General features: G+C 64.9%; 14 protein-coding genes, 1 tRNA gene and 1 pseudogene. 10 read left to right on the top strand and 6 right to left on the bottom strand.

Annotated features, from left to right (window positions below; translation table 11 throughout):
* Window positions 1-615 precede the first annotated feature (615 nt).
* From AL072_RS36175 to AL072_RS34075, 3 genes and pseudogenes are all read left to right on the top strand, one after another.
* Window positions 616-720: pseudogene (locus AL072_RS36175) on the top strand (hypothetical protein); the annotation flags it as partial.
* 74 nt (window positions 721-794) lie between these two features.
* Entirely contained in the window at window positions 795-2120 is a 1326-nt protein-coding gene (locus AL072_RS02445) for a site-specific integrase (RefSeq protein ID WP_045581661.1), read from the top strand.
* Window positions 2121-2714: 594 nt separating this feature from the next.
* Window positions 2715-3131 carry a hypothetical protein gene (locus tag AL072_RS34075; RefSeq protein WP_144428114.1) on the top strand — a complete coding sequence of 139 codons (417 nt, stop codon included), beginning with the start codon at window positions 2715-2717 and terminating at the stop codon, window positions 3129-3131.
* A 346-nt stretch (window positions 3132-3477) separates the two neighbouring features.
* Here AL072_RS34075 and AL072_RS34805 read toward each other — a convergent pair whose 3' ends face one another.
* A complete protein-coding gene (locus AL072_RS34805; protein WP_158511032.1) occupies window positions 3478-3618 on the bottom strand; it encodes a hypothetical protein in 141 nt (46 codons plus the stop codon).
* A gap of 451 nt (window positions 3619-4069) precedes the next feature.
* Here AL072_RS34805 and AL072_RS02435 point away from each other — a divergent pair, with 451 nt between their 5' ends.
* On the top strand, window positions 4070-4510 hold the full coding sequence (locus AL072_RS02435) for a hypothetical protein (RefSeq protein ID WP_052709969.1): 441 nt from the start codon (window positions 4070-4072) through the stop codon (window positions 4508-4510).
* 249 nt (window positions 4511-4759) lie between these two features.
* Here the strand turns inward: AL072_RS02435 and AL072_RS02430 are convergent.
* A tRNA-Ala gene (locus AL072_RS02430) sits at window positions 4760-4835 on the bottom strand.
* Window positions 4836-4981: 146 nt separating this feature from the next.
* The gene (locus AL072_RS02425) at window positions 4982-5368 is read right to left on the bottom strand and encodes a TIGR02300 family protein (protein WP_045581664.1); all 387 of its coding nucleotides are present in this window, start codon (window positions 5366-5368) and stop codon (window positions 4982-4984) included.
* A gap of 413 nt (window positions 5369-5781) precedes the next feature.
* Here AL072_RS02425 and aroA point away from each other — a divergent pair, with 413 nt between their 5' ends.
* The 3 genes from aroA to rpsA all read left to right on the top strand — a co-directional run bounded on the left by aroA (window position 5782) and on the right by rpsA (window position 9776).
* A complete protein-coding gene (gene aroA, locus AL072_RS02420) occupies window positions 5782-7146 on the top strand; it encodes a 3-phosphoshikimate 1-carboxyvinyltransferase (RefSeq protein ID WP_045581665.1) in 1365 nt (454 codons plus the stop codon).
* Window positions 7147-7237: 91 nt separating this feature from the next.
* The gene (gene cmk, locus AL072_RS02415; RefSeq protein WP_045582574.1) at window positions 7238-7894 is read left to right on the top strand and encodes a (d)CMP kinase; all 657 of its coding nucleotides are present in this window, start codon (window positions 7238-7240) and stop codon (window positions 7892-7894) included.
* 175 nt (window positions 7895-8069) lie between these two features.
* Window positions 8070-9776, top strand: a complete 1707-nt coding sequence (gene rpsA, locus AL072_RS02410) for a 30S ribosomal protein S1 (RefSeq protein ID WP_045581666.1) — start codon at window positions 8070-8072, stop codon at window positions 9774-9776.
* Between the two features lie 143 nt (window positions 9777-9919).
* Here the strand turns inward: rpsA and AL072_RS02405 are convergent, their stop codons facing one another.
* Window positions 9920-10372: a PRC-barrel domain-containing protein gene (locus AL072_RS02405; protein ID WP_045581667.1), complete on the bottom strand. Its 453-nt coding sequence runs from the start codon at window positions 10370-10372 to the stop codon at window positions 9920-9922.
* 743 nt (window positions 10373-11115) lie between these two features.
* Here AL072_RS02405 and AL072_RS02400 point away from each other — a divergent pair.
* The 3 genes from AL072_RS02400 to ppdK all read left to right on the top strand — a co-directional run bounded on the left by AL072_RS02400 (window position 11116) and on the right by ppdK (window position 20389).
* Window positions 11116-14856 carry a vitamin B12-dependent ribonucleotide reductase gene (locus AL072_RS02400; protein ID WP_045581668.1) on the top strand — a complete coding sequence of 1247 codons (3741 nt, stop codon included), beginning with the start codon at window positions 11116-11118 and terminating at the stop codon, window positions 14854-14856.
* A 261-nt stretch (window positions 14857-15117) separates the two neighbouring features.
* Entirely contained in the window at window positions 15118-17373 is a 2256-nt protein-coding gene (locus AL072_RS02395) for a putative bifunctional diguanylate cyclase/phosphodiesterase (RefSeq protein ID WP_045581669.1), read from the top strand.
* Window positions 17374-17695: 322 nt separating this feature from the next.
* Window positions 17696-20389 (top strand): pyruvate, phosphate dikinase, encoded by a 2694-nt coding sequence (gene ppdK, locus AL072_RS02390; RefSeq protein WP_045581670.1) that lies wholly within the window; start codon window positions 17696-17698, stop codon window positions 20387-20389.
* Window positions 20390-20975: 586 nt separating this feature from the next.
* Here the strand turns inward: ppdK and AL072_RS34065 are convergent.
* Window positions 20976-21737 carry a hypothetical protein gene (locus AL072_RS34065; RefSeq protein WP_144428111.1) on the bottom strand — a complete coding sequence of 254 codons (762 nt, stop codon included), beginning with the start codon at window positions 21735-21737 and terminating at the stop codon, window positions 20976-20978.
* Window positions 21721-23163: a dGTP triphosphohydrolase gene (gene dgt / locus AL072_RS33180; RefSeq protein ID WP_082108900.1), complete on the bottom strand. Its 1443-nt coding sequence runs from the start codon at window positions 23161-23163 to the stop codon at window positions 21721-21723. Before dgt ends, AL072_RS34065 begins: the two co-directional genes overlap by 17 nt.
* Window positions 23164-23223 lie beyond the last annotated feature (60 nt).

Below are 23223 nucleotides of genomic sequence, written 5' to 3'. Positions count from 1 at the left end.
GTGAGGATGAGACGAACGATCCGGGACGTGACGATGCCGATCGCGTCGTATGACGGACAGCTCCCGTCCGCTAGTTGTACGCTCGTGTCCGCCAACTGCCGATGTCATCCACCCTGACCCTGGCGACCGGGGATCGTCATAATCCAGGAGCGGAGAGCAGTAGGCACGGCGACTGCCTCCCAGTGATTGGCGTCCGCTACGATCCAACCGCTCATCGTAGACGCCCCGCGTCATCGCCGAACTGACTGAGACCGAAGCGGCGTAATGCGGAAACATTCTTCACTAGCGCAATTTATGATTGTTCTAATGAAGAATTCTAGAGGGCGTCCCTGCCCTGGTGGTGCAGAGCCACCGTGTCCGCTCAACACTGGCCGATCCTGCCGAACACGCAGTGGTGATGTGCACCGGAGGCTGTACGGCCTCGGCGCCATCCTGGTCGAACTGGTCAGTGCCGCCATGACCGCCGGCCTGCGTGGGCGAACCAGGGGCCTGACCCGCCGCCGGTAGAGCACCTGATCAAAAAAAATCTGCGACTCGAGGGACGTCGAGAAATGACGGACCGAAATACCCGCTGGTGCCGCCCGGCGCACTGGATGTGAACGACGAGAGGGATCGATGACTAGGCTGATGACCGAGCGCGAGGCCGCTGAACAGCTCGGTATCCACCCGGTGATGCTGGCCCGTGCCCGCAAGGGCGGAACCATCGCGCACCTCAGCGTCGGCATGAACGGTCGATCCATCCGCTACACCCACGAACAGCTTCTGGCCTACATCGAGAGGAGCACCGTTGCCGCATGTCCCGTCAACCCGAACAGCGTTACGCCGAAATCGGTGACTTCTGGCTCGTCAAGGTCCCCGGCTCAAACCGCTTCTACATCGCCTGGTACGACGCCGAGCGACAGCAGCGCCGCACTCGCAGCACTGGCACGGAGGACTTTCGCGCCGCGGAACTCCTCCTCGCGGAGCACGCGCTGAAGCACAGCGCGCCACCGACGAAGGCAGACCCCAAGGGCGAAGCGCTCAACAAGGTTCTGCTGCGCTACTACCACTGCCGGGCCGAGCATCAGGCGCAGGCGGATCAGGTGCGTCGTGCCTTCGCCTTATGGACGGAGTTCTGGGGAGAGGCAAAGGTCGCCGATCTCACCATTCAGCGGCAGGGCGAGTTCGTCGATTGGCTGCGTACCGAAAAAGGCTGCAGCGACTCCTACATCGATCGCATCATGTCCAATGGCAGGGCCGCCCTGGGTCGAGCCCAAGAACTGCACGAACTCTGCGAGGTCCCCGTTATCCGGAACGCGTTGGGCGTCGACCAGAAAGGGCTGCACCGGACTGACGCCGATCCGAAGGGACGACCGCTGACCCTCCAGGAAATCGGTGCTCTCATCTCGCACATTCCCGAGGAGTCGCCGCACCTCCTCTCCTTCATCATGGTCATGCTGAACTGTGTCTGTCGGCCCGACGCCGCGATTCAACTGACGGCTGACCGAGTTGACCGCCTGCATCGGCTGGTCGCTCTGAATCCGGAGGGGAGGCGGCAGACCAAGAAGTACCGTCCTATCGTGCGGTTGACGCACTCGCTCGATTTTCACGCAACCGGCGTGACCGGTCCCCTGGTCGCGTTCGAGGACAAGCCGGTCAAGTCGGTTAGGACTGCATGGCGGGCCTTGCGCGCCCGCATCTGGCCGGCAACTGCGGAACAGCTCGCCGAGTTGCCTGACGCGGAAGCGCTGGCAGCCATGACGGCGGACGATCGCAAGATGGCCCTTCGACAGCGCTTCCTGCTTTGCAGCCCAGATGGGCGTGAAGTCCAGCCGTACTCGCTCCGCCACACGATGGCGCGGGAGTTGCGGAGCCGCGGCGTGCCCCATGACCAGATCGAGATCACCATGGGACACACGCTGCCGGTCGGGCACTCCCCGACGACGAAGCGGTACGCGCCCTACGATCCGAGCTACTGCCAGGAAGCCGCCCAGACCATCGACAAGATCATGATCGACATCCAAGAGTACACCAAGCGCCGGATCGTTCCGGAGCACATGGTCGCCGTGCCCGGCCAGAAGGTGAAGGATGACGAGGTGCGGCAGACGCGGCTTCCCCGAGGTCGGTCAGCAAAGGTCTAGGGCTTCGAAGGTCATGGGGCGACCCGGCTGGCCTGCGGGTTTACGAAGCGTTGACGGACGCGGCAGGATTGGGGGGCTAACTGGGCGGCGCTCGACGCTGTTCCTCGTTCCTCCTGCTGACGTCTGATTGACCTGCCCCATCGTCCTGATCTGATTGAGGGTAGAGCCGATGACAACCGGCGATGCCTCGAGGCCGCCCCTGAACTCGTCAGAGAACTCCTGACTTCCCTGCCCCCGACATTCCCATCTGACAAGGAGCGTCGGCGGACAAGGAGCGGTGAGAGGTTCTGCCAGGTCTGGTCGTGAATGCCGCGGTGGACGATGCAACGGTTACCCGGGGGCGGACATGCAGAGAAAATGTTTCAACAGTGAGGGATGTCGCCACCGCGATGAACCCATATGTCCTCAGAAGGGGCTGTGAACTGGAGCTGGTCAGGTGGAGCAACCGCTCTCCGACCAAACAGTCGGGTTCCGCAGGCTTGGCGCGGTCCTTTCTCCGTCCTCTCCACGCTTGGCTCTGAGATCGCCGCCGTCGGTGGCGATCTGCAATGCCTCGGCCGTCACTCGGCCGAACCGCCAATCGTGGAGAGTCGAATGCCTGACACCGTGATGTTCCCGCCGGCCGTCGTTGTCGGCGAACCAGACGACTACCCCCTCGCCGTTGCGCTGGTACGCGAAGTCGCCGCCGGCCACCGCCCCCGGGTCATTCTCGACCAGCCTCTGCCGATCGCTGCATGCTCGGTGGTCGAGACCCTCGCCGACAGCCTCGACGAGTTGGATCGCGACCTCGTACGCCTCCGCCGTCGTCGCGGCGCTCCCCCCAGCATCGGCGGCCGAATCCGGCAAGCCGCTGCCGAGGCCGAACTGCTCGGTAGCTACGCCCACGACCTCGCCGAGTCCCTCAAGGCACTGCGTAGCGCCGGCGCTGGCGTAGTGATCGGAAAGATCGGCGAACGTAGCCGGCCGGCCTGCGCTGATGACGAACGCGTCAATCTCCGCCTGCTCTGGTAGGCGACCTCTGCGGACAGGGACGGAGCGGTGAACTGCGTCCCTGTCCGCGCGACGATCGTCCACCTGTTCGGCAGCCGGCCACCACATCCCTCACCGCAACGGGCCACATGTGGCTCCGTTGCTCGATCAAGTCCCCGGGTCGGTGTCATCGCTGACCGGCGACGGTACCTACGACTGCACCCGCGTGTACGCCGCCGTGCAGGGGCGTCATTCCAGAGCCCGAGGGTAGCGCCACCTCGCTGTAACGCCGTGCTCGTGCGCTTCCCAACCGGCGGCACCAGCCGGCTATCGCCTGCGAATCGCCTGGATTGCGGATCGCGCCGCGGGCAAGCGATCGATCAACTGGCTATGTTAAGGAGATGATCTGATTGGTGTCCTCGAGTGCCATATCCTCGAGCGTCTCATCGGCCAGTGCGCACTGTCGCTCGGAAAGCGGTAGCGACGCCAGTACCTCGAGCACCGCCTCCCGCCGCAGGTCGTCGAGCATCCGTGCCTCCGTTCTTGCCCTCCGTCTCATCATATCGTGACCATGCGGGCTGTGCAGCGCGCATTTCGGTTTCGCTCGTTCGGTAAGATCCGACTTGACCGCCGCCGAACGCCCAAGCTTCTCTGCCGGCCAAGCCGTCGTCGTTCTCGATTTTTTGGGTGCTTGGCGGAATGCTCACACCCATATGTCAGTTTCGTCCAACCCGTTGTATGAGGGACAGAGATGACCGGATGGACGCTGGACGGGGGAGTGTGGCGGCGGGTTGAAGGCGAGCGTCAGGCTCTTATTTGGCGCATCGGCGGCGCCTGGGCTTATCGCGTTGTCGATCTCCACGATCCCCGACCGCGGCGTGACTGCGACGGGTCCGGCCCCAATCGCGCCGAGGTAATGGCGCGGGCCGACGCGGCGCTCGCGGCGGCTCTCCTGGCGCGTCCTGCACATTGGGATGGGCATGGGTCGGATCGTCGCCGCCACGCTGACCGACCGCGGCTTCGATGATGCCTCCCAAGTTGGTCCCTTGCTCGATTATATCGTAGGACCTGTGGCCTCTCTGACCGGGGGGGGCGGTGCGTATGACCGGAGTGGCGTCTACGCGGGCGTGGCACCGCCGCGCAGCGACGCAGTGTTCAGCGAGATGGCCGACACCACACCGACTCAACGCGATCGTCACATTCAGATGATCGCGCAGACGGGCCGTATGGCATGGCAGCGGACCAGCGGCTGCAATAAGCGGGCGGGTGTGGAGAGCCAAATAGCGCGATGGAAAAGCGTCCTCAGCGAGGCGTTGCGCTTCCATTCCGATCAGACGCAGGCCACCGAGGTCGCCATCGGCGTCGCGGTCCTCAACTGCATGCTCGACCTTGGATGCCCGAACTCTGTCCGCGTCGCCTGATCACCAGGGGGCAATCTCCTGTCCTCATCATCTCCGTGCAGCAGCCCGATTCGGCGACAGAATGTGGAGTGCGGTCGGTCGAAAATGGTGGGGGCTGTGAGTTAGCCTCGAGGACGATGAGATCAAGCAGCCTTCTGGTCGCACCGATCTCCCGGAATGCTCGTTGAAGCCTCGTTGAAGTCGGCTCAAAAACAAGAGCGCCGTAAAAAAGGAAAAGCCAGCAACCCATTGAGGTTGCTGGCTTTATGATGGTGGAGCCAAGCGGGATCGAACCGCTGACCTCTACAATGCCATTGTAGCGCTCTCCCAGCTGAGCTATGGCCCCTTTGTCCCTGGGGGCCGGTCGTTTCCGTCCGGCCTTGGTGGAGCGGGATAATAGTCAGGCGGTGGAGTGATGCAAGCGGAAAATTCACCTTTTTCCGCTTTTTCCCATCGCCGCCGCCGCTCCCCGCTCCGCCGGGAAGGGCGGTATTACCGCTCCTCCTCGTCCTCGCCCTCGACGACGACCTCGTCCATGTCGTCCTCGCCAAGCTCGGACGTGTCCTCGATGAGGACATCGTCCTCGTCCTCGGTGGCGTCGTCGGCCTCCTCGATGTCCTCGACGGACATGCCGTCCTCGACATCCTCCAGCTCCGGAGTCTCGGCCTCGGCCTCGACCTCCTCCTCGTCCTCGGCGACCACCACCACCTTCTTGGTGTCGTCGACCGGGGCCGGGCGGGCCTTGCGGGACTTCAGCAGAGCCTCGGGGTCGAACTGCGCGCCACAGCTCGGGCAGACCGGCGGGTCCTTGCGCATGTCATAGTAACGAGCGCCACAGCTCGGGCAGATGCGCTTGACGCCCCATTCGGGTTTGGCCACGCCACGTCCTCCGTCACAAAAATCAGGGGGTTCTCAAGAGGCGCCCTTTGCCACGCCCCGAGGCGCTTGTCAAAAAAAAGATGAAGCGGCCGGACGTCCGCAGCGTCGCAAGGGCCGCGGGAAAGAGGTATCCCGCCCGGACAGGGGGTGTCTTTACAGTGGGTTAACCATAGTTCGCTACAACGGAGCTGCACATCGTGCAATGCCTCCATTTGGGCCTCCATTTGGTATCCTCCTTGAACTCGGGGCCGCCGTCGTGCGGCCTCTTTTCATGTGCGGGGCGGGCCACGCCCCGATCCTCTGCAAGGGCTCCTTCGCCAGGTCCTGCCGCCCGGCCCCCTCGCATCGGGGCTGGGGCTGTGATAGGAACGCGGCCACAACCGCTTCACGTTCCGATCCGAAGGACCCGTCCCATGTCGCAGGCCCCCCTGACCCATGCAAGGCCGCTGCGCTCCACCGTCACCGGCGCGATCCGGGGTGCCATCCGCGTGCCCGGCGACAAGTCGATCTCGCACCGGTCGCTGATGCTGGGCGCCATCGCCGTTGGCGAGACGGTGATCCATGGCCTGCTGGAGGGCGAGGACGTCCTGCACACCGCCGCCGCCATGCGCCTGCTGGGTGCTTGGGCGGAGCGCGAAGACGATGGGTCCGGGGCCGGCGTCTGGCGCGTGCGCGGCGTCGGGCTGGGCGCGTTGCAGGAGCCGGCGCAGGTGCTGGACATGGGCAACAGCGGCACCGCCGCCCGCCTGCTGATGGGGCTGGTCGCCGCCCATCCGATCACCTGCGTCTTCACCGGCGACGCCTCGCTGAACAAGCGGCCGATGGCCCGCGTCACCAAGCCGCTGGAGGAGATGGGCGCCCGCTTCGTCGGCCGGTCCGGCGGGCGGCTGCCGCTGACCGTGGTGGGAAGCGACCAGCTGGTCCCGATCACCTACCGCCTGCCGGTCGCCTCGGCCCAGGTGAAGTCGGCGATCATCCTGGCCGGGCTGAACACCGCCGGCGCCACCACGGTGATCGAGACCGAGCCGACGCGCGACCACACCGAACTGATGCTGCGCCATTTCGGCGCCACCGTGACGACCGAGCGGCTGGAGGACGGCGCGCTTGCCGTCACCGTCATCGGCCAGCCGGAACTGACCGGCCGGACCATCCATGTCCCGGCCGATCCCAGCAGCGCCGCCTTCCCGGCGGTCGCCGCCCTGCTGCGGCCGGGCTCGGAGTTGGTGCTGAACGATGTCGGCATGAACCCGCGCCGCACCGGCCTCTACGACACGCTGGTCGAGATGGGCGCCGACATCGCCTTCGAGAACCGCCGCGACCAGGCGGGCGAGCCGGTGGCCGACCTGCGGGTCAGGCACAGCCGCCTGAAGGGCGTGGTGGTGCCGGCCGACCGCGCCCCCAGCATGATCGACGAGTACCCGGTGCTGGCCGCCGCCGCCGCCTGCGCCGAGGGCGACACGGTGATGCTGGGCCTGAAGGAACTGCGGGTGAAGGAAAGCGACCGCCTCGCCATGGTGGCGGAAGGCCTGACCCGCTGCGGCGTGTCGGTGGAGGTCGGCGCCGACGACAGCCTGACCGTGCACGGCACCGGCAAGCCGCCGAAGGGTGGCGCCACCGTCGCCACCGCCATGGACCACCGCATCGCCATGAGCTTCCTGGTGCTGGGCATGGCGACGGAGGAGCCGGTGTCGGTCGACGACGGCGCCTTCATCGAAACCAGCTTCCCCGGTTTCGTCGGGCTGATGAACGGGCTGGGCGCCGCGATCGTGGAGGCGTGAGGCGATGACGCAGCCGCTCTCCAATCAGGACGAACCGGGCGAGACCGAGCCGGGCCAGGGCGAACCGGGCCAGGGCGAACCGGTCGTGTCGATCGTCGTCGCCATCGACGGCCCGGCCGCCAGCGGCAAGGGCACCCTGTCGCAGCGCATCGCCGACGCCTTCGGCTTCGCCCATCTCGACACCGGCGTGCTGTACCGCGCGGTCGGCGTTTCGGTCCTGCGCGCCGGCGGCGATCCGGCCGACAACGCGGCGGCGGCGCGCGCGGCCTACGAGCTGCATCCCGAGCATCCCATCCTGCAGGAGGTGGCGCTGCGCACCGACGAGGCGGCGCAGGCGGCCAGCAAGGTGGCGGCGGTGCCGGAGGTGCGGGCGGCGCTGCTCGACTTCCAGCGGCGTTTCGCCAGCCATCCCCCGGGCGGGGCGCCGGGGGCCGTGCTGGACGGGCGCGACATCGGCACGGTGGTCTGCCCCGACGCCCAGGCCAAGCTGTTCGTTACCGCTTCGGTGGAGGTCCGGGCCGAACGCCGACTCAGGGAGTTGCAGCGGCGGGGGATTCCGGCTATATCCTCCGATGTCCTGGAGGACATGAAGGCTCGTGATGCGCGTGACAGCCAGAGAGCGGTAGCCCCGCTCCGTCCGGCTGTCGACGCTTTTGTGCTTGATACTTCCGCTCTCGATGCCGATCAGGTGTTCTCGATGGCGGTCGCTCACATCGGCTCGAAGACCGGTCTGAAGCCGGCGGCGTGATGCCGCGGCTGCGGCGGTCGGGAGCGGCGCGGGCGGGTCGGACGCCCTCCACGGAAAACCATCAACCAAGTCGCCGGGCGTGGTGCCCGGCGCGGCGGTTCGGTCGAGGTCCCACCCGTTTTGCCGCGGGAGGGACCGGAACGGGGCCGCTTTCGCGCCACCTTTAGGAGTTTCAATGGCACAGTCACTGGCCCGCACGGTCGAAAAGGAAAGCTTCGCGTCTCTGTTGGAAGAGTCGCTGGGCGCGGCCGAGTCGCTCGAAGGCACGGTCGTCAAGGGACGCGTCGTCGCCGTCGAGAACGACATGGTCACCATCGACGTCGGTCTGAAGTCGGAAGGCCGCGTCGCGCTGAAGGAATTCGCCGTTGCCGGCCAGCCGCCCGAGCTGAAGGCGGGCGACACCGTCGAGGTCTACCTCGAGCGGATGGAAGACAAGAACGGCGAGGCGATGCTGAGCCGTGAGAAGGCGAAGCGCGAAGAGGCCTGGGCTCTGCTGGAGAAGTCGTTCAACGACCAGACCCGCGTCACCGGCGTCATCTTCGGCCGCGTCAAGGGCGGCTTCACGGTCGACCTGTCGGGCGCCGTGGCCTTCCTGCCCGGCAGCCAAGTCGACATCCGTCCGGTCCGCGACATCTCCCCGCTGCTGGGCACCCCGCAGCCGTTCCAGATCCTGAAGATGGACCGCTCGCGCGGCAACATCGTCGTGTCGCGCCGCGCCGTGCTCGAAGAGAGCCGCGCCGAGGCCCGTTCGGAGCTGGTCGCCAACCTCAAGGAAGGCCAGATCCTCCAGGGCGTCGTCAAGAACATCACCGACTACGGTGCGTTCGTCGACCTGGGCGGCGTCGATGGCCTGCTGCACGTCACCGACATCGCGTGGCGCCGCATCAACCATCCGTCGGAAGCCCTGCAGATCGGCCAGACCGTCACGGTCCAGGTCATCCGCTTCAACCCGGAGACCCAGCGCATCAGCCTCGGCATGAAGCAGCTGGAAGCCGATCCGTGGGAAGGCGTCGAGGCCAAGTACCCGGTCAGCGCCAAGTTCAAGGGCCGCGTCACCAACATCACCGACTACGGCGCCTTCGTGGAGCTGGAGCCGGGGATCGAGGGCCTGGTCCACGTCTCGGAAATGTCCTGGACCAAGAAGAACGTCCATCCGGGCAAGATCGTGTCGACTTCGCAGGAAGTCGAGGTCATGGTCCTGGACGTCGATCCGCAGAAGCGCCGCATCAGCCTCGGCCTGAAGCAGTGCCTGGACAACCCGTGGGAGACCTTCACCGACAAGTTCGGTCCGGGCACCGAGCTGGAAGGCGAAGTCAAGAACATCACCGAGTTCGGTCTGTTCGTCGGCCTGCCGGGCGACATCGACGGCATGGTCCACATGTCCGATCTCGACTGGAACAAGTCGGGTGAAGAGGCGATCGCCGAGTTCAAGAAGGGCGACCGCGTCAAGGTCAAGGTTCTCGACGTCGACGTCGAGAAGGAGCGCATCAGCCTCGGCATCAAGCAGCTCGCCAGCGATCCCTTCGAGTCGGCCACCGCCGGCCTGAAGAAGAACGAGGTCGTGACCTGCACCGTGACGCAGGTGACGGACGGCGGCATCGAAGTGACCGTCGGCGAGGGCTACACCGGCTTCATCCGCAAGTCGGACCTGTCCCGCGACCGTTCCGAACAGCGCCCCGACCGTTTCGCCGTCGGCGAGAAGGTCGATGCCAAGGTCACCCAGATCGACCGCGCGTCCCGCCGCATCTCGCTGTCCATCAAGGCCCGCGAGATGGAGGAAGAGAAGCAGGCGATGGCCGAGTTCGGTTCGTCCGACTCGGGCGCCTCGCTGGGCGACATCCTGGGCGCCGCTCTGAAGCGCAAGCAGCAGAACGACGAGTGATCGCCTGACGCCCTCCTCCCCCGCGGCATCGGACGGACCTCCGGTCCGCCGAGGGTGGAGGGGGCTTGCGATCTCCCGGTAGGGTTGAGAGAAAGGCCGCGTCCCGGTTGGGGCGCGGCCTTTTTCGTTGTTCCATCCGGTTGTTACCGCCGCGACTCCGGGCTGCGGGTCAGGGACGTGATGCTGTCGTCGTAACGGAACTCCGGCATGTCGCGGACGCTGGCCGCGGTCACGTCACGCAGTTGGATCGCTTCGCTGCCGGATCGGAGGTCGGCCAGGGTCAGGTCGGCCGCGATGTCCTTGCCGCCGAAGCCGAACAGGCCGCCGGAATGGATGACGATGTACTGGGCCTCGCCCCGGTCGTTGAGGATCACGTCTGTGACGGTGCCAATCCTCGCCCCGTCGGCACCGACGACGCTGCGGTTCATCAACTGGTCGACGCTGGGACCGGTCTTGCGCTCCACCGCGGCGCCGACCACCGGAGTCGGGCTGTCGACGAGGATGGTTTGGGCTGCCGACTCCGGCGGGGCCGCGATGCCGACCAGCAGCGTCAGCGCGGGCAATATGGACCACATCTTGTGCATGGGCGTCTCCATGGGCGTTTCCCCTCCCTTGAATCCACCGCTTCCCAACCATGGGCACAGGAAAAAGTTGCGGGTCCACGGTTTCCGCTCCTTATCCATGCCATCTTCCCCGACCGCCTTCCCCGGCCATCTTCCCTCGCCATCCGCGGCCGGGCCGGCGGCGACTCGGAGGCGGGAGGACCGGGTTTTTCGAGTCGTTCCTTGGAGTCCGCCAATTCCGCCCGAGTCGCCTCGCGGAGAATCGGTGGTGGGTGCAACGGGGCGTAGGCAACAAGATGTTGATTTTCTCCGCAAGGAAGCTCTGGCGGACCGGCGCGTTTTGCGCTCTAATCAGCTGTGTCGCCGCCCGATCCGGCATTGGCGGCCGTTCGAGTGCCTTGACGTGCCTCGCAGCCGTGCCGCGGCCCTGCCGTCCCTGTCCGAAAAAAATGCTTGGCGGGCGGGAACAGGATCCCCGGCGACGGGTTGAACACCAAAGACTCAAGAGTTTGAGGGGTTCGGTGATGTCAACCACAATATCTAGCAGAGTGGGGCTTGCTTGCCCCGGCCGCGCTGGCTAGGATGCAGCCCACGTGACCCGGCCGTCCAAACGGCGGCCCCGGTCCCGGCAAGGATAGCGGCGACGGCGTGCAGTCGGGCTTCGGGCCCCTGCCGTACGGCGCCGTGCCCGTTGCCGGTACCCGCTTTTCGGGACGGGTCGCCCCTATTTCCATTCGAGTCCGCCACGGCGGGCTCCAGCAAGGGACAGTGTCATCATGCGGATCGAGCGTCGTTTCACGCACGAAGGTCAGGACGCCTACGCCAGCCTCGGTTTCCGTCAGGCGACGAGCGAGATCCGCAACCCGGATGGCACCATCGTCTTCCAGCAGACCGGCATCGAGGTGCCGGACAACTTCTCGCAGGTCGCCAGCGACATCCTGGCCCAGAAGTATTTCCGCAAGGCCGGCGTCCCCGCCGCGCTCCGCGCCGTGGAGGAGAACACCGTTCCGTCCTGGCTGTGGCGCAAGGAGGCCGACACCGAGAAGCTGGCCGCCCTGCCCAAGGAGAAGCGTTTCGTCGGCGAGAGCTCGGCCCGCCAGGTCTTCGACCGTCTGGCCGGCACCTGGACCTATTGGGGCTGGAAGGGCGGCTATTTCGACGGCGAGGCCGACGCCCGCGCCTTCTTCGACGAGATGCGCTTCATGCTGGCCGCCCAGATGGCGGCCCCGAACAGCCCGCAATGGTTCAACACCGGCCTGCACTGGGCCTACGGCATCGACGGCCCGAGCCAGGGCCATTTCTACGTCGATTTCAAGACCGGCCTGCTGACCTCGTCGGCCTCGGCCTATGAGCATCCGCAGCCGCACGCCTGCTTCATCCAGTCGGTCGCCGACGACCTCGTGAACGAGGGCGGCATCATGGACCTGTGGGTGCGCGAGGCGCGCCTGTTCAAGTACGGCTCGGGCACCGGTTCCAACTTCTCCAAGCTCCGCGGCGAGGGTGAGAAGCTGGCCGGCGGCGGCAAGTCGTCGGGCCTGATGAGCTTCCTGAAGATCGGCGACCGCGCGGCCGGCGCCATCAAGTCGGGCGGCACCACCCGTCGTGCGGCCAAGATGGTCACGGTGGACATGGACCATCCGGACATCGAAGGCTACATCGACTGGAAGGTGAACGAGGAGCAGAAGGTCGCCGCACTGGTGACCGGCTCCCGCATCTGCCAGAAGCACCTGGTCGAGGTGATGGCCGCCGCCCAGAAGGGCCTCGATCCGAAGGAGAACAAGGAGCTCAAGAAGGCGATCCTCGCCGCCCGCAAGGATCAGGTGTCGGAGAACTACATCCAGCGCGTGATCCAGTTCGCCGGCCAGGGCTTCACCTCGATCGAGTTCAAGACCTACAACACCGACTGGGATTCGGAAGCCTACCTGACGGTTTCCGGCCAGAACTCCAACAACTCGGTGCGCGTCTCCAACGAGTTCGTGCAGGCGGTGCTGGACGATGCCGACTGGAACCTGATCGGCCGCACCAGCGGCAAGGTGATGAAGACCATCCGCGCCCGCGACCTGTGGGACAAGGTCGGCTACGCCGCCTGGGCCTGCGCCGATCCGGGCGTGCAGTTCGACAGCACCATCAACGAGTGGCACACCTGCCCGGCCTCGGGGCGCATCAACGCCTCGAACCCGTGCTCGGAATACATGTTCCTCGACGACACCGCCTGCAATCTGGCGTCGCTGAACCTGATGTCCTTCCGGCTGAAGGACGGTTCCTTCGACGTCGAGGCGTTCGAGCACGCCTGCCGCCTGTGGACCGTCGTGCTGGAAATCTCCGTGCTGATGGCGCAGTTCCCGTCCAAGGAAATCGCCCAGCTCTCCTACGAGTTCCGCACGCTTGGCCTGGGCTTCGCCAATCTCGGCGGCCTGCTGATGGCCACGGGCCTCTCCTACGACAGCGACGAAGGCCGCGCCTATTGCGCCGGCATCTCCGCGGTGATGACCGGCGTCGCCTATGCCACCTCGGCCGAGATGGCGCAGGAGCTGGGCACCTTCCCGGGCTTCGAGGCCAACCGCGACCACATGCTGCGGGTCATCCGCAACCACCGCCGCGCCGCCAACGGCGAGATGAACGGCTATGAGGGGCTGGCGGTCGAGCCGGTGCCCTTCGTCGCCGACCTCTGCCCGGACCAGGATCTGGCGCTCGCCGCCGTCCGCGTGTGGGACGAGGCGCTGGAACTGGGCGAGGCTCACGGCTTCCGCAACGCCCAGGCCACCGTGGTCGCCCCGACCGGCACCATCGGCCTGGTCATGGACTGCGACACCACCGGCATCGAGCCCGACTTCGCGCTGGTGAAGTTCAAGAAGCTGGCCGGCGGCGGCTATTTCAAGATCGTCAACCGGCTGGTGCCGGAGGCGCTGAAGACGCTCGGCTACACGCCCTCGCAGATCGAGCAGATCGCGCTCTACGCCGTCGGCCACGGCACGCTGAAGAACGCGCCGGGCATCAACCACGAGTCGCTGAAGGCCAAGGGCTTCACCGACGCACTGCTGGAGCGGTTGGAAGGCAACCTCGGCACCGCCTTCGACATCAAGTTCGTCTTCAACCGCTGGACCATCGGCGCCGATTTCTGCACCCAGACGCTGGGCATCCCGGCCGAGACGCTGGACGCTCCGGGCTTCGACCTGCTGAGCCACATCGGCTTCACCAAGTCGCAGATCGAGCTGGCCAACACCTTCTGCTGCGGCGCCATGACGCTGGAGGGCGCGCCCTTCCTGAAGGACGAGCATCTGCCGGTGTTCGACTGCGCCAACCCCTGCGGCCGCATCGGCAAGCGCTTCCTGTCCTGGGAATCGCACATCACGATGATGGCGGCGGCGCAGCCCTTCATCTCCGGCGCCATCTCCAAGACCATCAACATGCCGAACTCGGCGACGGTGGAGGAGTGCAAGGACGCCTACCTGATGTCCTGGCGCCTGGGGCTGAAGGCGAATGCGCTGTACCGCGACGGCTCCAAGCTGAGCCAGCCGCTGCAGGCCGCCCTGCTCGACGACGAGGAGGACGGCGAGGCGGTCGAGGCGATGATCGAGGCGCCGGCCGCCGTCCGCGCCCAGATGGTCACCGAGCGCATCGTCGAGAAGGTGATCGAGCGGGTGGTGGAGCGCAAGAGCTCCGCCCGCGAGCGCCTGCCGCACCGTCGCAAGGGCTACACCCAGAAGGCCAATGTCGGCGGCCACAAGGTCTATCTGCGCACCGGCGAGTATGAGGACGGCCGGCTGGGCGAGATCTTCATCGACATGCACAAGGAAGGCGCCGCCTTCCGCTCGCTGATGAACAATTTCGCCATCGCGGTGTCGATCGGCCTGCAGTACGGCGTGCCGCTCGAGGAGTTCGTGGAGGCCTTCACCTTCACCCGCTTCGAGCCGTCGGGCATGGTGACCGGCAACGACACCATCAAGATGGCGACCTCGGTCATCGACTACCTCTTCCGCGAGATCGCCATTTCCTACCTGAACCGCACCGATCTGGCGCACGCCACGCCGGAGGATCTGGTGCCCTTCACCGTCGGCAACGGCGACAAGCAGGGCGACCTGCCGGACACCCAGGTGCAGCCGTCCGACATCGTCCGCCGCATCGCCTCGACCGGCTATGTCCGCAACAACCTGCGCGTCCTGCATGGTGGCCAGACCCAGCGTGCCAGCGCCGCCGCAGCCTTCGCCGCCACCGGCACAGACACCGCGGCGGTGAGCGCCACCGCGTCCGCCGGGATGCAGGCGTCCGCCCAGGCCGCGATGGCGGCCAGCCCGACGGTCGCCGCGGCCACCGCCCAGGGCCATGTCGCGTCCGGCGCTGCCACCGGCACCGCCTATGGCGGCAGCACCAGCGATCAGCGCTTCGACCGCATCCGCGAGGCCCGCGCCCGCGGCTATGAGGGCGATCCCTGCGGCGAGTGCGGCAACATGACCCTGGTGCGCAACGGCACCTGCCTGAAGTGTGACAGCTGCGGGTCGACCACCGGCTGCAGCTGAGGTCCCGACCGGCGTGCCATCCGGCCGCCGCAAGGAGATCGAAGACGAGAGGGGAGGGAGCGGGAGACCGCTCCCTCCCTTTTCCTTATGTTTGTCTTGCCGGTCCGGCCGCGGTTCGGAAGCCGTCTTATGCGGTTGCAATAACGTCGTCGCCGCCATGACGAGCCTTGACCGCGCCGCGTGTATCCGTGTTAGCTGATTCCCCTGGGACGCCGCCGCGGCGCTTCCCGAAGGATGTCCGGTGTGGGGAGATCAGGGTTCATGGAATCGGCCGAGGCCGCGCTGGACGACCGTCTTCCCTCCGACCGCCTGCTGCGGGTGACCGCCGCGCAATGGAGCGCGGCACTGGTCTGGGTCTCGGCCGACGGGATGATCGTCGGCGCCAATCCCGGATTTTCCCGGCTGGCCGGCCGCCCGCTCGACACGCTGATCGGGCGCTCCCTGCCGGCGCTGCTCGATCTGGGCGGATGCGACTGGCAGGCGGTGTGGGACGGGATGCGGGGAGATTGTGCGCCACCCGGCAACGGCGCGCTGTGCGTCCCGCGCTGCGACCCCGTTCCGGTCGACCTGCACTGGCAATTGCTGACCGACGGTGACGAGACGCTGCTGCTGTGCGAGATGCGCGGCTTCGACGAGCGCGAGCGGGCCGAGGCGGTCGCCCGTCTGCAGCAGAATGTGCTGGAACTGGTGGCCGGCGGCCGGTCGCTGCGGCTGGTGCTGGACTTCCTGTGCCGGCAGGTGGAAGCCTGCGCGCCGGAGGTGACCTGTTCGGTGATGCTGCGCGACGACGATGGTCGTATGCGCGTGGCCGCGGCGCCGTCGCTGCCCTCCGCCTACGCCGACGCCATCGATGGGCTGCCCATCGAGCCGAACGTCGGCTGCTGTGGCAGTGCGATGAGCGCGGGCGAGGCGGTGATGTCCACCGACATCGCCAGCGATCCGCGCTGGGCCAAGCGCCGGCAACTCGCGCTGGCGCAGGGGCTGGCAGCCTGCTGGTCCAACCCGATCAAGGGCCGCGACGCCCGCGTGCTGGGCAGCTTCGCCTTCTATTACCGCGAGTCGCGCGCCGCTGTCGCCCCGTTCCACCGGCGGCTTGTCGATGCCTGCGTCCATCTCTGCGTGCTCGCCATCGAGCATGACCGGGCGCGGGCGGAGATCAACCGGCTCGCATATTTCGACATGCTGACCGGGCTGCCCAACCGCCAGCTTCTGGCCGACCGCGCCACCGCGGCGCTGGCGCTGGCCGGGCGCACGCGCCAGCCGGTGACGCTGATGTTCCTGGACATCGACCGCTTCAAGACCGTCAACGACTCGCTGGGCCATGCGGTTGGCGACGAGCTGCTGCTGGAGGTGGCCGGCCGCCTGCGGAGCGTGTTCATCGAGGGCGACACGCTGGCCCGGCTGGGCGGCGACGAGTTCGTGGCCCTGCTGCCGGGCTGCGATGCCGCGCATGCCGCGTTGCTGGCCGAGCGGGTGCTGGCGACGCTGGCGGTGCCGCTGACCGTGGCCGAGCTGACGCTGACGCCGACCGCGAGCATCGGCATCGCCGTGCATCCCGACGACGGGATGGATTTCGACACGCTGCTGCGGCAGGCCGATGCGGCGATGTACCGGGCCAAGCAGGCCGGCCGCAACCGCTGCCACTTCTTCCGCCGCGACATGAACGAGCAGGCGGTGCGCCGGCTGGAGATGGAGGCGGCGCTGCGCGAGGCGCTGGACCGCCAGGAGGCCGGGATCACGGACGGCATCTCGCCGTTCGAGCTGCATTACCAGCCGCAGGTCCGGCTGAAGCCGCACCGCCTGCACCGGGTGGAGGCGCTGATCCGCTGGACCCACCCGCGTTGGGGTGCGGTGTCGCCGATGGAGTTCGTGCCGCTGGCCGAGGAGTGCGGCCTGATCGACCGGCTCGATTCGTGGGTGCTGGAGAGCGCGGTGGCGCAGCTTGGCCGCTGGCGGGCCGCCGGCCTGCCGGTGCCGGGGCTGGCGGTCAACATCTCGGCCGTCCGCTTCGCCCGCGGCGACCTGCCCGACCAGGTTGCCGGCATCCTGGCCGCCAACGGCATCCCCGCCCAAGACCTGACGCTGGAGATCACCGAGCGGCTGATGATGACCGAGGAGATCGGCGTCCATGACGCGCTCGATGCCCTGCATGCGCAGGGGGTGACGCTGTCGATCGACGATTTCGGCACCGGCTATTCCAGCCTCAGCTATCTCAAGCGCTTTCCCGTCGGTGAGCTGAAGATCGACCGCAGCTTCGTCAAGGAACTGGACATCGACGCCGCCAACCGGCCGCTGGTCCGCGCCATCATCCAGATCGGCGAGGCGCTGGGGTTGACGGTGGTGGCGGAAGGGGTGGAGCGCGAGGCCCAGCAGCGCATGCTGGAGGCGGAGGGCTGTGCCATCGGCCAGGGATACTTGTTCGCCCGGCCGATGCCGGCGGCGGCGCTGGCCGACTGGCTGGCCGGCGCGGGCAGCCAGTGGGTGGAGTGTCCGGACGAGGCCCTGGCCGGTATCTGAAACATCCGCCGGGGTACTTCGGCCGTATGTCGCCATCCGGCCCGGTGCTTATGCGGTTTGCCCGGGCAATGCGAAACCGGCCAATCCGATATAGCCGCAATGCTCCTTTGCCGGCCAAGCGCAGGTCATCCCGATCTAGACCACGCGACCGTCTTGTATCCCAACGTTCGGGGCGATAGAAGGTCCATTCAGCGGCATGTGCGGTCAAGCAAACTGACCACGGCGTTTCGCTGAGCGGAAAACACCCGCCCGGCGGACGGTCGATGGAGCACAAGGGGAGCACCCGCATGCCGGACGACCATGGGGCGAGAGGAAATCCGCGATGGCGAGCCAGGGTGAATCCAAGTGGGTCTACAGCTTCGGGGCCGGTGCCACCGAAGGACGGGCCGATATGAAGAACCTGCTGGGCGGCAAGGGCGCCAATCTGGCCGAGATGGCCAATCTTGGTCTGCCCGTTCCGCCGGGCTTCACGATCACCACCGAGCTGTGCACCTATTTCTACGCCAACGGCCGCTCCTATCCGCCGGAGCTGACCACGCAGGTCGAGGCCGCGGTCGAGCGGCTGGAAACGGCGATGGACGCCCTGTTCGGCGACCCGGTCAACCCGCTGCTGGTGTCGGTGCGCTCCGGCGCGCGGGCGTCGATGCCGGGCATGATGGACACCGTCCTGAACCTCGGCCTGAACGACGCGACCGCCGCCGGCCTCGCCAAGCGGTCGGGCGACGCCCGCTTCGCCTATGACAGCTACCGCCGCTTCATCCAGATGTATTCGAACGTCGTCCTCGACGTCGAGCATCACCATTTCGAGGACATCCTCGACAACCACAAGCGCGACAAGTCCTACAGCCTCGACACCGACCTGTCGGCCGAGGATTGGCAGGCGGTGATCGAGGATTACAAGAAGGCGGTCGAGCGCGAGCTTGGCCGGCCCTTCCCGCAGGATGTGCAGGAGCAGCTGTGGGGCGCCATCGGCGCCGTCTTCGATTCGTGGATGAACGCCCGCGCCATCACCTACCGCAAGCTGCATGACATCCCGGCCGCCTGGGGCACCGCGGTCAACGTGCAGTGCATGGTCTTCGGCAACATGGGCAACGACTGCGCCACCGGCGTCGCCTTCACCCGCAACCCGTCGACCGGCGAGAACGCCTTCTACGGCGAGTATCTGGTGAATGCCCAGGGCGAGGACGTGGTCGCCGGCATCCGCACGCCGCAGCACCTGACCATCGCCGGCAAGATCGCCAACAAGTCCGACCTCCCCGCCATGGAGGAGGTGATGCCGGAGGTGTTCAACCAGCTGAACGAGGTCCGCCTCAGGCTGGAGGGCCACTACCGCGACATGCAGGACATCGAGTTCACGGTCCAGCAGAACAAGCTGTTCATGCTGCAGACCCGCAACGGCAAGCGCACCGCGCCGGCCGCGCTGAAGATCGCGGTCGATCTGGCGAATGAGGGCGTCATCGACCAGAACGAGGCGGTGCGCCGCATCGATCCGGCCTCGCTCGACCAGCTGCTCCACCCGACGCTCGACCCCAAGGCCGATCGCAAGATCATCGCCAAGGGCCTGCCGGCCTCCCCCGGCGCCGCGTCGGGCAAGGTGGTGTTCACCGCCGACGAGGCCGAGCTGATGGCCGGCAAGGGCGAGGCGGTGATCCTCTGCCGCATCGAGACCTCGCCCGAGGACATCCACGGCATGCACGCCGCCCGCGGCATCCTGACCAGCCGCGGCGGCATGACCAGCCACGCCGCCGTGGTGGCGCGCGGCATGGGCCGTGCCTGCGTGTCGGGCGCCGGTGACCTGCGCATCGACTACAAGACCAGGCAGATGTCGGTCCGCGGCGTCGCGGTGAAGGAAGGCGACATCCTGACCATCGACGGCTCGACCGGCGAGGTGATGCTGGGCGAGGTGCCGACGATCCAGCCGGAGCTGTCGGGCGACTTCGCCACCCTGATGGGCTGGGCCGACAAGATCCGCCGGATGAAGGTCCGCGCCAACGCCGAGACCCCGCTGGACGCCCGCACCGCGCGCAAGTTCGGCGCCGAGGGCATCGGCCTGTCGCGCACCGAGCACATGTTCTTCGACCCGGAGCGCATCCTGGCCGTCCGCGAGATGATCCTGGCGGAGGACGAGGCCGGTCGCCGCAAGGCGCTCGCCAAGCTGGAGCCCTTCCAGAAGAAGGACTTCGTCGAGCTGTTCACGATCATGGCCGGCCTGCCGGTGACGATCCGCCTGCTCGACCCGCCGCTGCACGAGTTCCTGCCCAACACCGACGAGGACATGGCGGAGGTCGCGGCGGCGACCGGCACCGACCCGCTGCGGGTGCGCCACCGCACCATCCAGCTGCATGAAGCGAACCCGATGCTGGGCCATCGCGGCTGCCGCCTGGGCATCTCGTACCCCGAGATCTACGAGATGCAGGCCCGCGCCATCTTCGCCGCCGCCGCCGAGGTCGCCAAGACCACCGGCGAGGCCGTCATTCCCGAAGTGATGATCCCGCTGATCATCACCAAGAAGGAGTTCGACATCCTCAAGGCGGTGATCGACCGGGCGGCCGAGCAGGTGAAGGCGGAGACCGGCGTGACGGTGGAGTATCTGACCGGCACGATGATCGAGATCCCGCGCGCGGCCCTGAAGGCCGGCGAGATCGCCGAGTCTGCCGAGTTCTTCAGCTACGGCACCAACGACCTTACCCAGACGACGCTCGGCCTGTCGCGCGACGACGCCGGCAGCTTCCTGCCGGAGTACCAGCGCCAGGGCATCCTGGAGCAGGATCCGTTCCAGACGCTGGACGTCAGCGGCGTCGGCGAACTGGTGGAGATCGCCACCGAGCGCGGCCGCAAGGTCCGCCCGGACATCAAGCTCGGCATCTGCGGCGAGCATGGCGGCGACCCGGCCTCGATCTCCTTCTGCGAGAAGATCGGGCTGACCTATGTGTCGTGCTCGCCCTACCGCGTGCCGATCGCCCGCCTCGCCGCCGCCCAGGCCGCGCTGCACAGCGACACGGTCAAGCGCGACTGAGCCGCTTCGGGTAGCTGAAACGACGTCGGCCCTCTTCCCGCAAGGGACGGGGGCCGTTTCGTTTTGGGGGCGGAGTTGGGCGGGTGGAACATCGTGGAACAGGATTCGGCGGGCTGTTCACTGTTCCATCCGGAGCGCCCGCCCCGGCCTGCGGCGGTCGGATGGAACGTTTGAAACGGTTTGGAACGGTTTTCCGGCGGCTGTTCACTGTTCCATCCGGCGGGGCCGGTGCGCGGGAGGATGGGCGCAAGGGGGCGTGGCGCCATTGGCACGGCATGCAGGACACTCCTTGGGCGATTGAGGCTTATAGTCCTATCATGGATGGCGGTCGGCGATAAGGGAGGCGTGGAAAAGGCGTGGCCGATGTGTGGGCTACCGCGGCGACGGGGCCGGGCGTTCGTCGGGGGTTCCCCAGCTGTCAAGCCAGTCGGCAACGTCACGCAGGGGGATGGTTTGACCGGCCGCTACTTGGGATCGCGCTTCGGCAACGGCGCGTGTCAGCGCATCGTGATCGGTCAGTTCGAATGCGGTCGCAGGCTCGGCCATGGGGCACCTAGTTAGTTGAAGTATAGTTTATGAAAATACCTTATATTCCTCTGAATCTAAGTTGGTGTGGAGCAATTTTTTGCTGACTCATCTCAAGTATTGCATGGCGAGCATCTTTAGCGTTTCTCCAACATTCAGTGACAGGCAGCGGATAAGTGGCTTTTTCTTTTTCTTTGATGTGCTGAAATGTTTGATCACTCAAAGCTTCTTCGATGAAAGAACGCAATGTTGGCCCTATGCCAAGGCGCCACAGCATGATGCGCCTTATTGATCGCAAGAGGTTGCCCTCAAGTGAAGGGGTAAGACGAAGATTGATGTCGAGAGCACCATTTCTAATCCGCTCCAGATAATCATCACCACAGATCAGCTTTCTGGAATGCAAATCATATGCGGCTGCATCCCAGTCAAAAAAGGTGCAACGAATCACATCGTCCAAAGTTTTTACTGATATACCGGCATATCGCGCTGCCCATGTGGTTTCCAAAGCCCAAAAATCGATTTGCCAAGGCCCTCCACGAAAACCATAACCACCAAACCGATTAGGTATGGCGTTTAGAGAACTAGCCAATTGTGCGACTGCTTCTGCGGGTGCATCGATAACTAGATCAACATCGGACCTAAAGCCTGCGCGGCCTCTATGCGCGAAATCTCGGACGAGTCCTCCCATCACTGCAACTCGATCAAATTCCATGAAGTATTTGTCGAGATATTCATGCAAAACCTTCATTTCAGGGAGATGGTTCTTCCAAAAATAGCGATCTAATCGCTGTTTGAGCGAAGAAAGATTAGGGGCAACGGACATGCGGCACCGTACTGATATCCTGCCAGAGCTTCGTAGCATATGTGTCAGTCATTCCTGACACCATGTCAGTGAGAAGGCGTAGTTCACGATAGCGTAGATTACCTGCTATTCCACTTAAAGACTTAGCTTCTTCGGCTTCTTCTAGATAGTTCGGGCTAATCAAAGAGAAGATGTACCGCGAACGGGCAGAGTTGCGTATCGATTTTAAATCATCTGCTTCTCGCTCAGAGATAGCTTCCCACAGTGATGACATAATCCCATCGATTGCTACGGCGCCTACAGCTTCCGTGCGGAGCACTGACGGATGTCGCAGGCCATATTGCTTGGCTATATCTTTTAATGCATCGCATACAGGGTTGTTATCCATCAGAGGAGACTCGTGACTAAGATTCATAATCTGGTCTACGTTCTCCACGAATGCATCGCTCGCATCATTGATAAGCGATTCAATCACGTATGCTCGCAGAAATTGTATTTTGATGTCGTGACGGATTTCAATACATCTGTTGCTGTCATTTACCTCCTTAAACTTTTCGTCGATTTTCTTTATAACGTCTCTATTTGCGATTTTCCTATTATGCTGGAGCGAAATAATTACGTCGTCTGGTGAGAGAAGCCCCTTCTTTAGAAGATCGTCAACGTCAAGTACGGAGTATGCGATGTCATCGCATGCCTCCATTATCCATGTGAGTGGATGGCGCTGCTTTTCGTCAAGGCCAGTCTCTTTACGAATCCATCCAACGATCTCTTTCTCTGACTCGAAATACCCATATTTTTTTATATGAGACTTTTCCTTGTCTACTCCTGTAACATGAACAGGGTACTTCAAAGTAGCTGCAAGTGTTGCAGCCGTCAGATCTAGCCCCAAACGCGCGTGATGCGTTTGGAGCTTTGCCAGAAGACGAAGGCTCTGTGGATTGCCGTCGAATTTAGTAAATTCCGGCCATATGCTCTCCGGAATTTGAGTAGGCAAATTTTTGCTTTTGTCGTAGGATTTAGTAAATATCCAACCTTTTCTTGCTTTAAACCAGTTGCCTATTGCGGTTTCGCCCTGATGCCCAAAAGGCGGGTTGCCAAGGTCATGAGCGAGTCCAATAGCTGAAAGCATCGGTTGAATTGTATCGCTTAGGCTTGCTCCACTGAATGCTTCATCTGCTCGCCGATAAGCACGCGTTCCAATTGACCGCGCCAGATTCGCAACCTCATGGGAATGCGTTAGGCGAGTGCGAACTCCGTCGTTCTCATCCATCGGCCAAACTTGTGTTTTGTCCGCTAGACGGCGTACTGGCGTAGAAAACAGAAGCCTATCATAATCTTGTTGAAATAAAGAGCGAACGCCATTCGGGTCATGGTCGTTTGTAGGAGCTTCGCTGCCTGAACTTTTTGCCCTCGGGCGTCGAGTTTCGCTCCAAAAATTCACCGCCATAATGCGTTCCTTTGTTAAAGAGTGGTTCAAATTCTGCGCTTGAGGCCGAAACGAACTTTA

Origin of the sequence: Azospirillum thiophilum, assembly GCF_001305595.1 — a bacterium.
Lineage (GTDB): Bacteria > Pseudomonadota > Alphaproteobacteria > Azospirillales > Azospirillaceae > Azospirillum > Azospirillum thiophilum.
This window is presented reverse-complemented; position numbering and strand designations above follow the sequence as displayed.

What these genes read in the sequence shown, in the direction of transcription:
- AL072_RS02435 (WP_052709969.1), top strand. Translation starts at nt 4,070, where the DNA reads ATGGGTCGGATCGTCGCCGCCACGCTGACCGACCGCGGCTTCGATGAT.
- AL072_RS02400 (WP_045581668.1), top strand. Translation starts at nt 11,116, where the DNA reads ATGCGGATCGAGCGTCGTTTCACGCACGAAGGTCAGGACGCCTACGCC.
- AL072_RS34075 (WP_144428114.1), top strand. Translation starts at nt 2,715, where the DNA reads ATGCCTGACACCGTGATGTTCCCGCCGGCCGTCGTTGTCGGCGAACCA.
- rpsA (WP_045581666.1), top strand. Translation starts at nt 8,070, where the DNA reads ATGGCACAGTCACTGGCCCGCACGGTCGAAAAGGAAAGCTTCGCGTCT.
- AL072_RS02445 (WP_045581661.1), top strand. Translation starts at nt 795, where the DNA reads ATGTCCCGTCAACCCGAACAGCGTTACGCCGAAATCGGTGACTTCTGG.
- AL072_RS34805 (WP_158511032.1), bottom strand. Translation starts at nt 3,618, where the DNA reads ATGCTCGACGACCTGCGGCGGGAGGCGGTGCTCGAGGTACTGGCGTCG.
- dgt (WP_082108900.1), bottom strand. Translation starts at nt 23,163, where the DNA reads ATGGCGGTGAATTTTTGGAGCGAAACTCGACGCCCGAGGGCAAAAAGT.
- AL072_RS34065 (WP_144428111.1), bottom strand. Translation starts at nt 21,737, where the DNA reads ATGTCCGTTGCCCCTAATCTTTCTTCGCTCAAACAGCGATTAGATCGC.
- AL072_RS02405 (WP_045581667.1), bottom strand. Translation starts at nt 10,372, where the DNA reads ATGGAGACGCCCATGCACAAGATGTGGTCCATATTGCCCGCGCTGACG.
- AL072_RS02395 (WP_045581669.1), top strand. Translation starts at nt 15,118, where the DNA reads ATGGAATCGGCCGAGGCCGCGCTGGACGACCGTCTTCCCTCCGACCGC.
- ppdK (WP_045581670.1), top strand. Translation starts at nt 17,696, where the DNA reads ATGGCGAGCCAGGGTGAATCCAAGTGGGTCTACAGCTTCGGGGCCGGT.
- aroA (WP_045581665.1), top strand. Translation starts at nt 5,782, where the DNA reads ATGTCGCAGGCCCCCCTGACCCATGCAAGGCCGCTGCGCTCCACCGTC.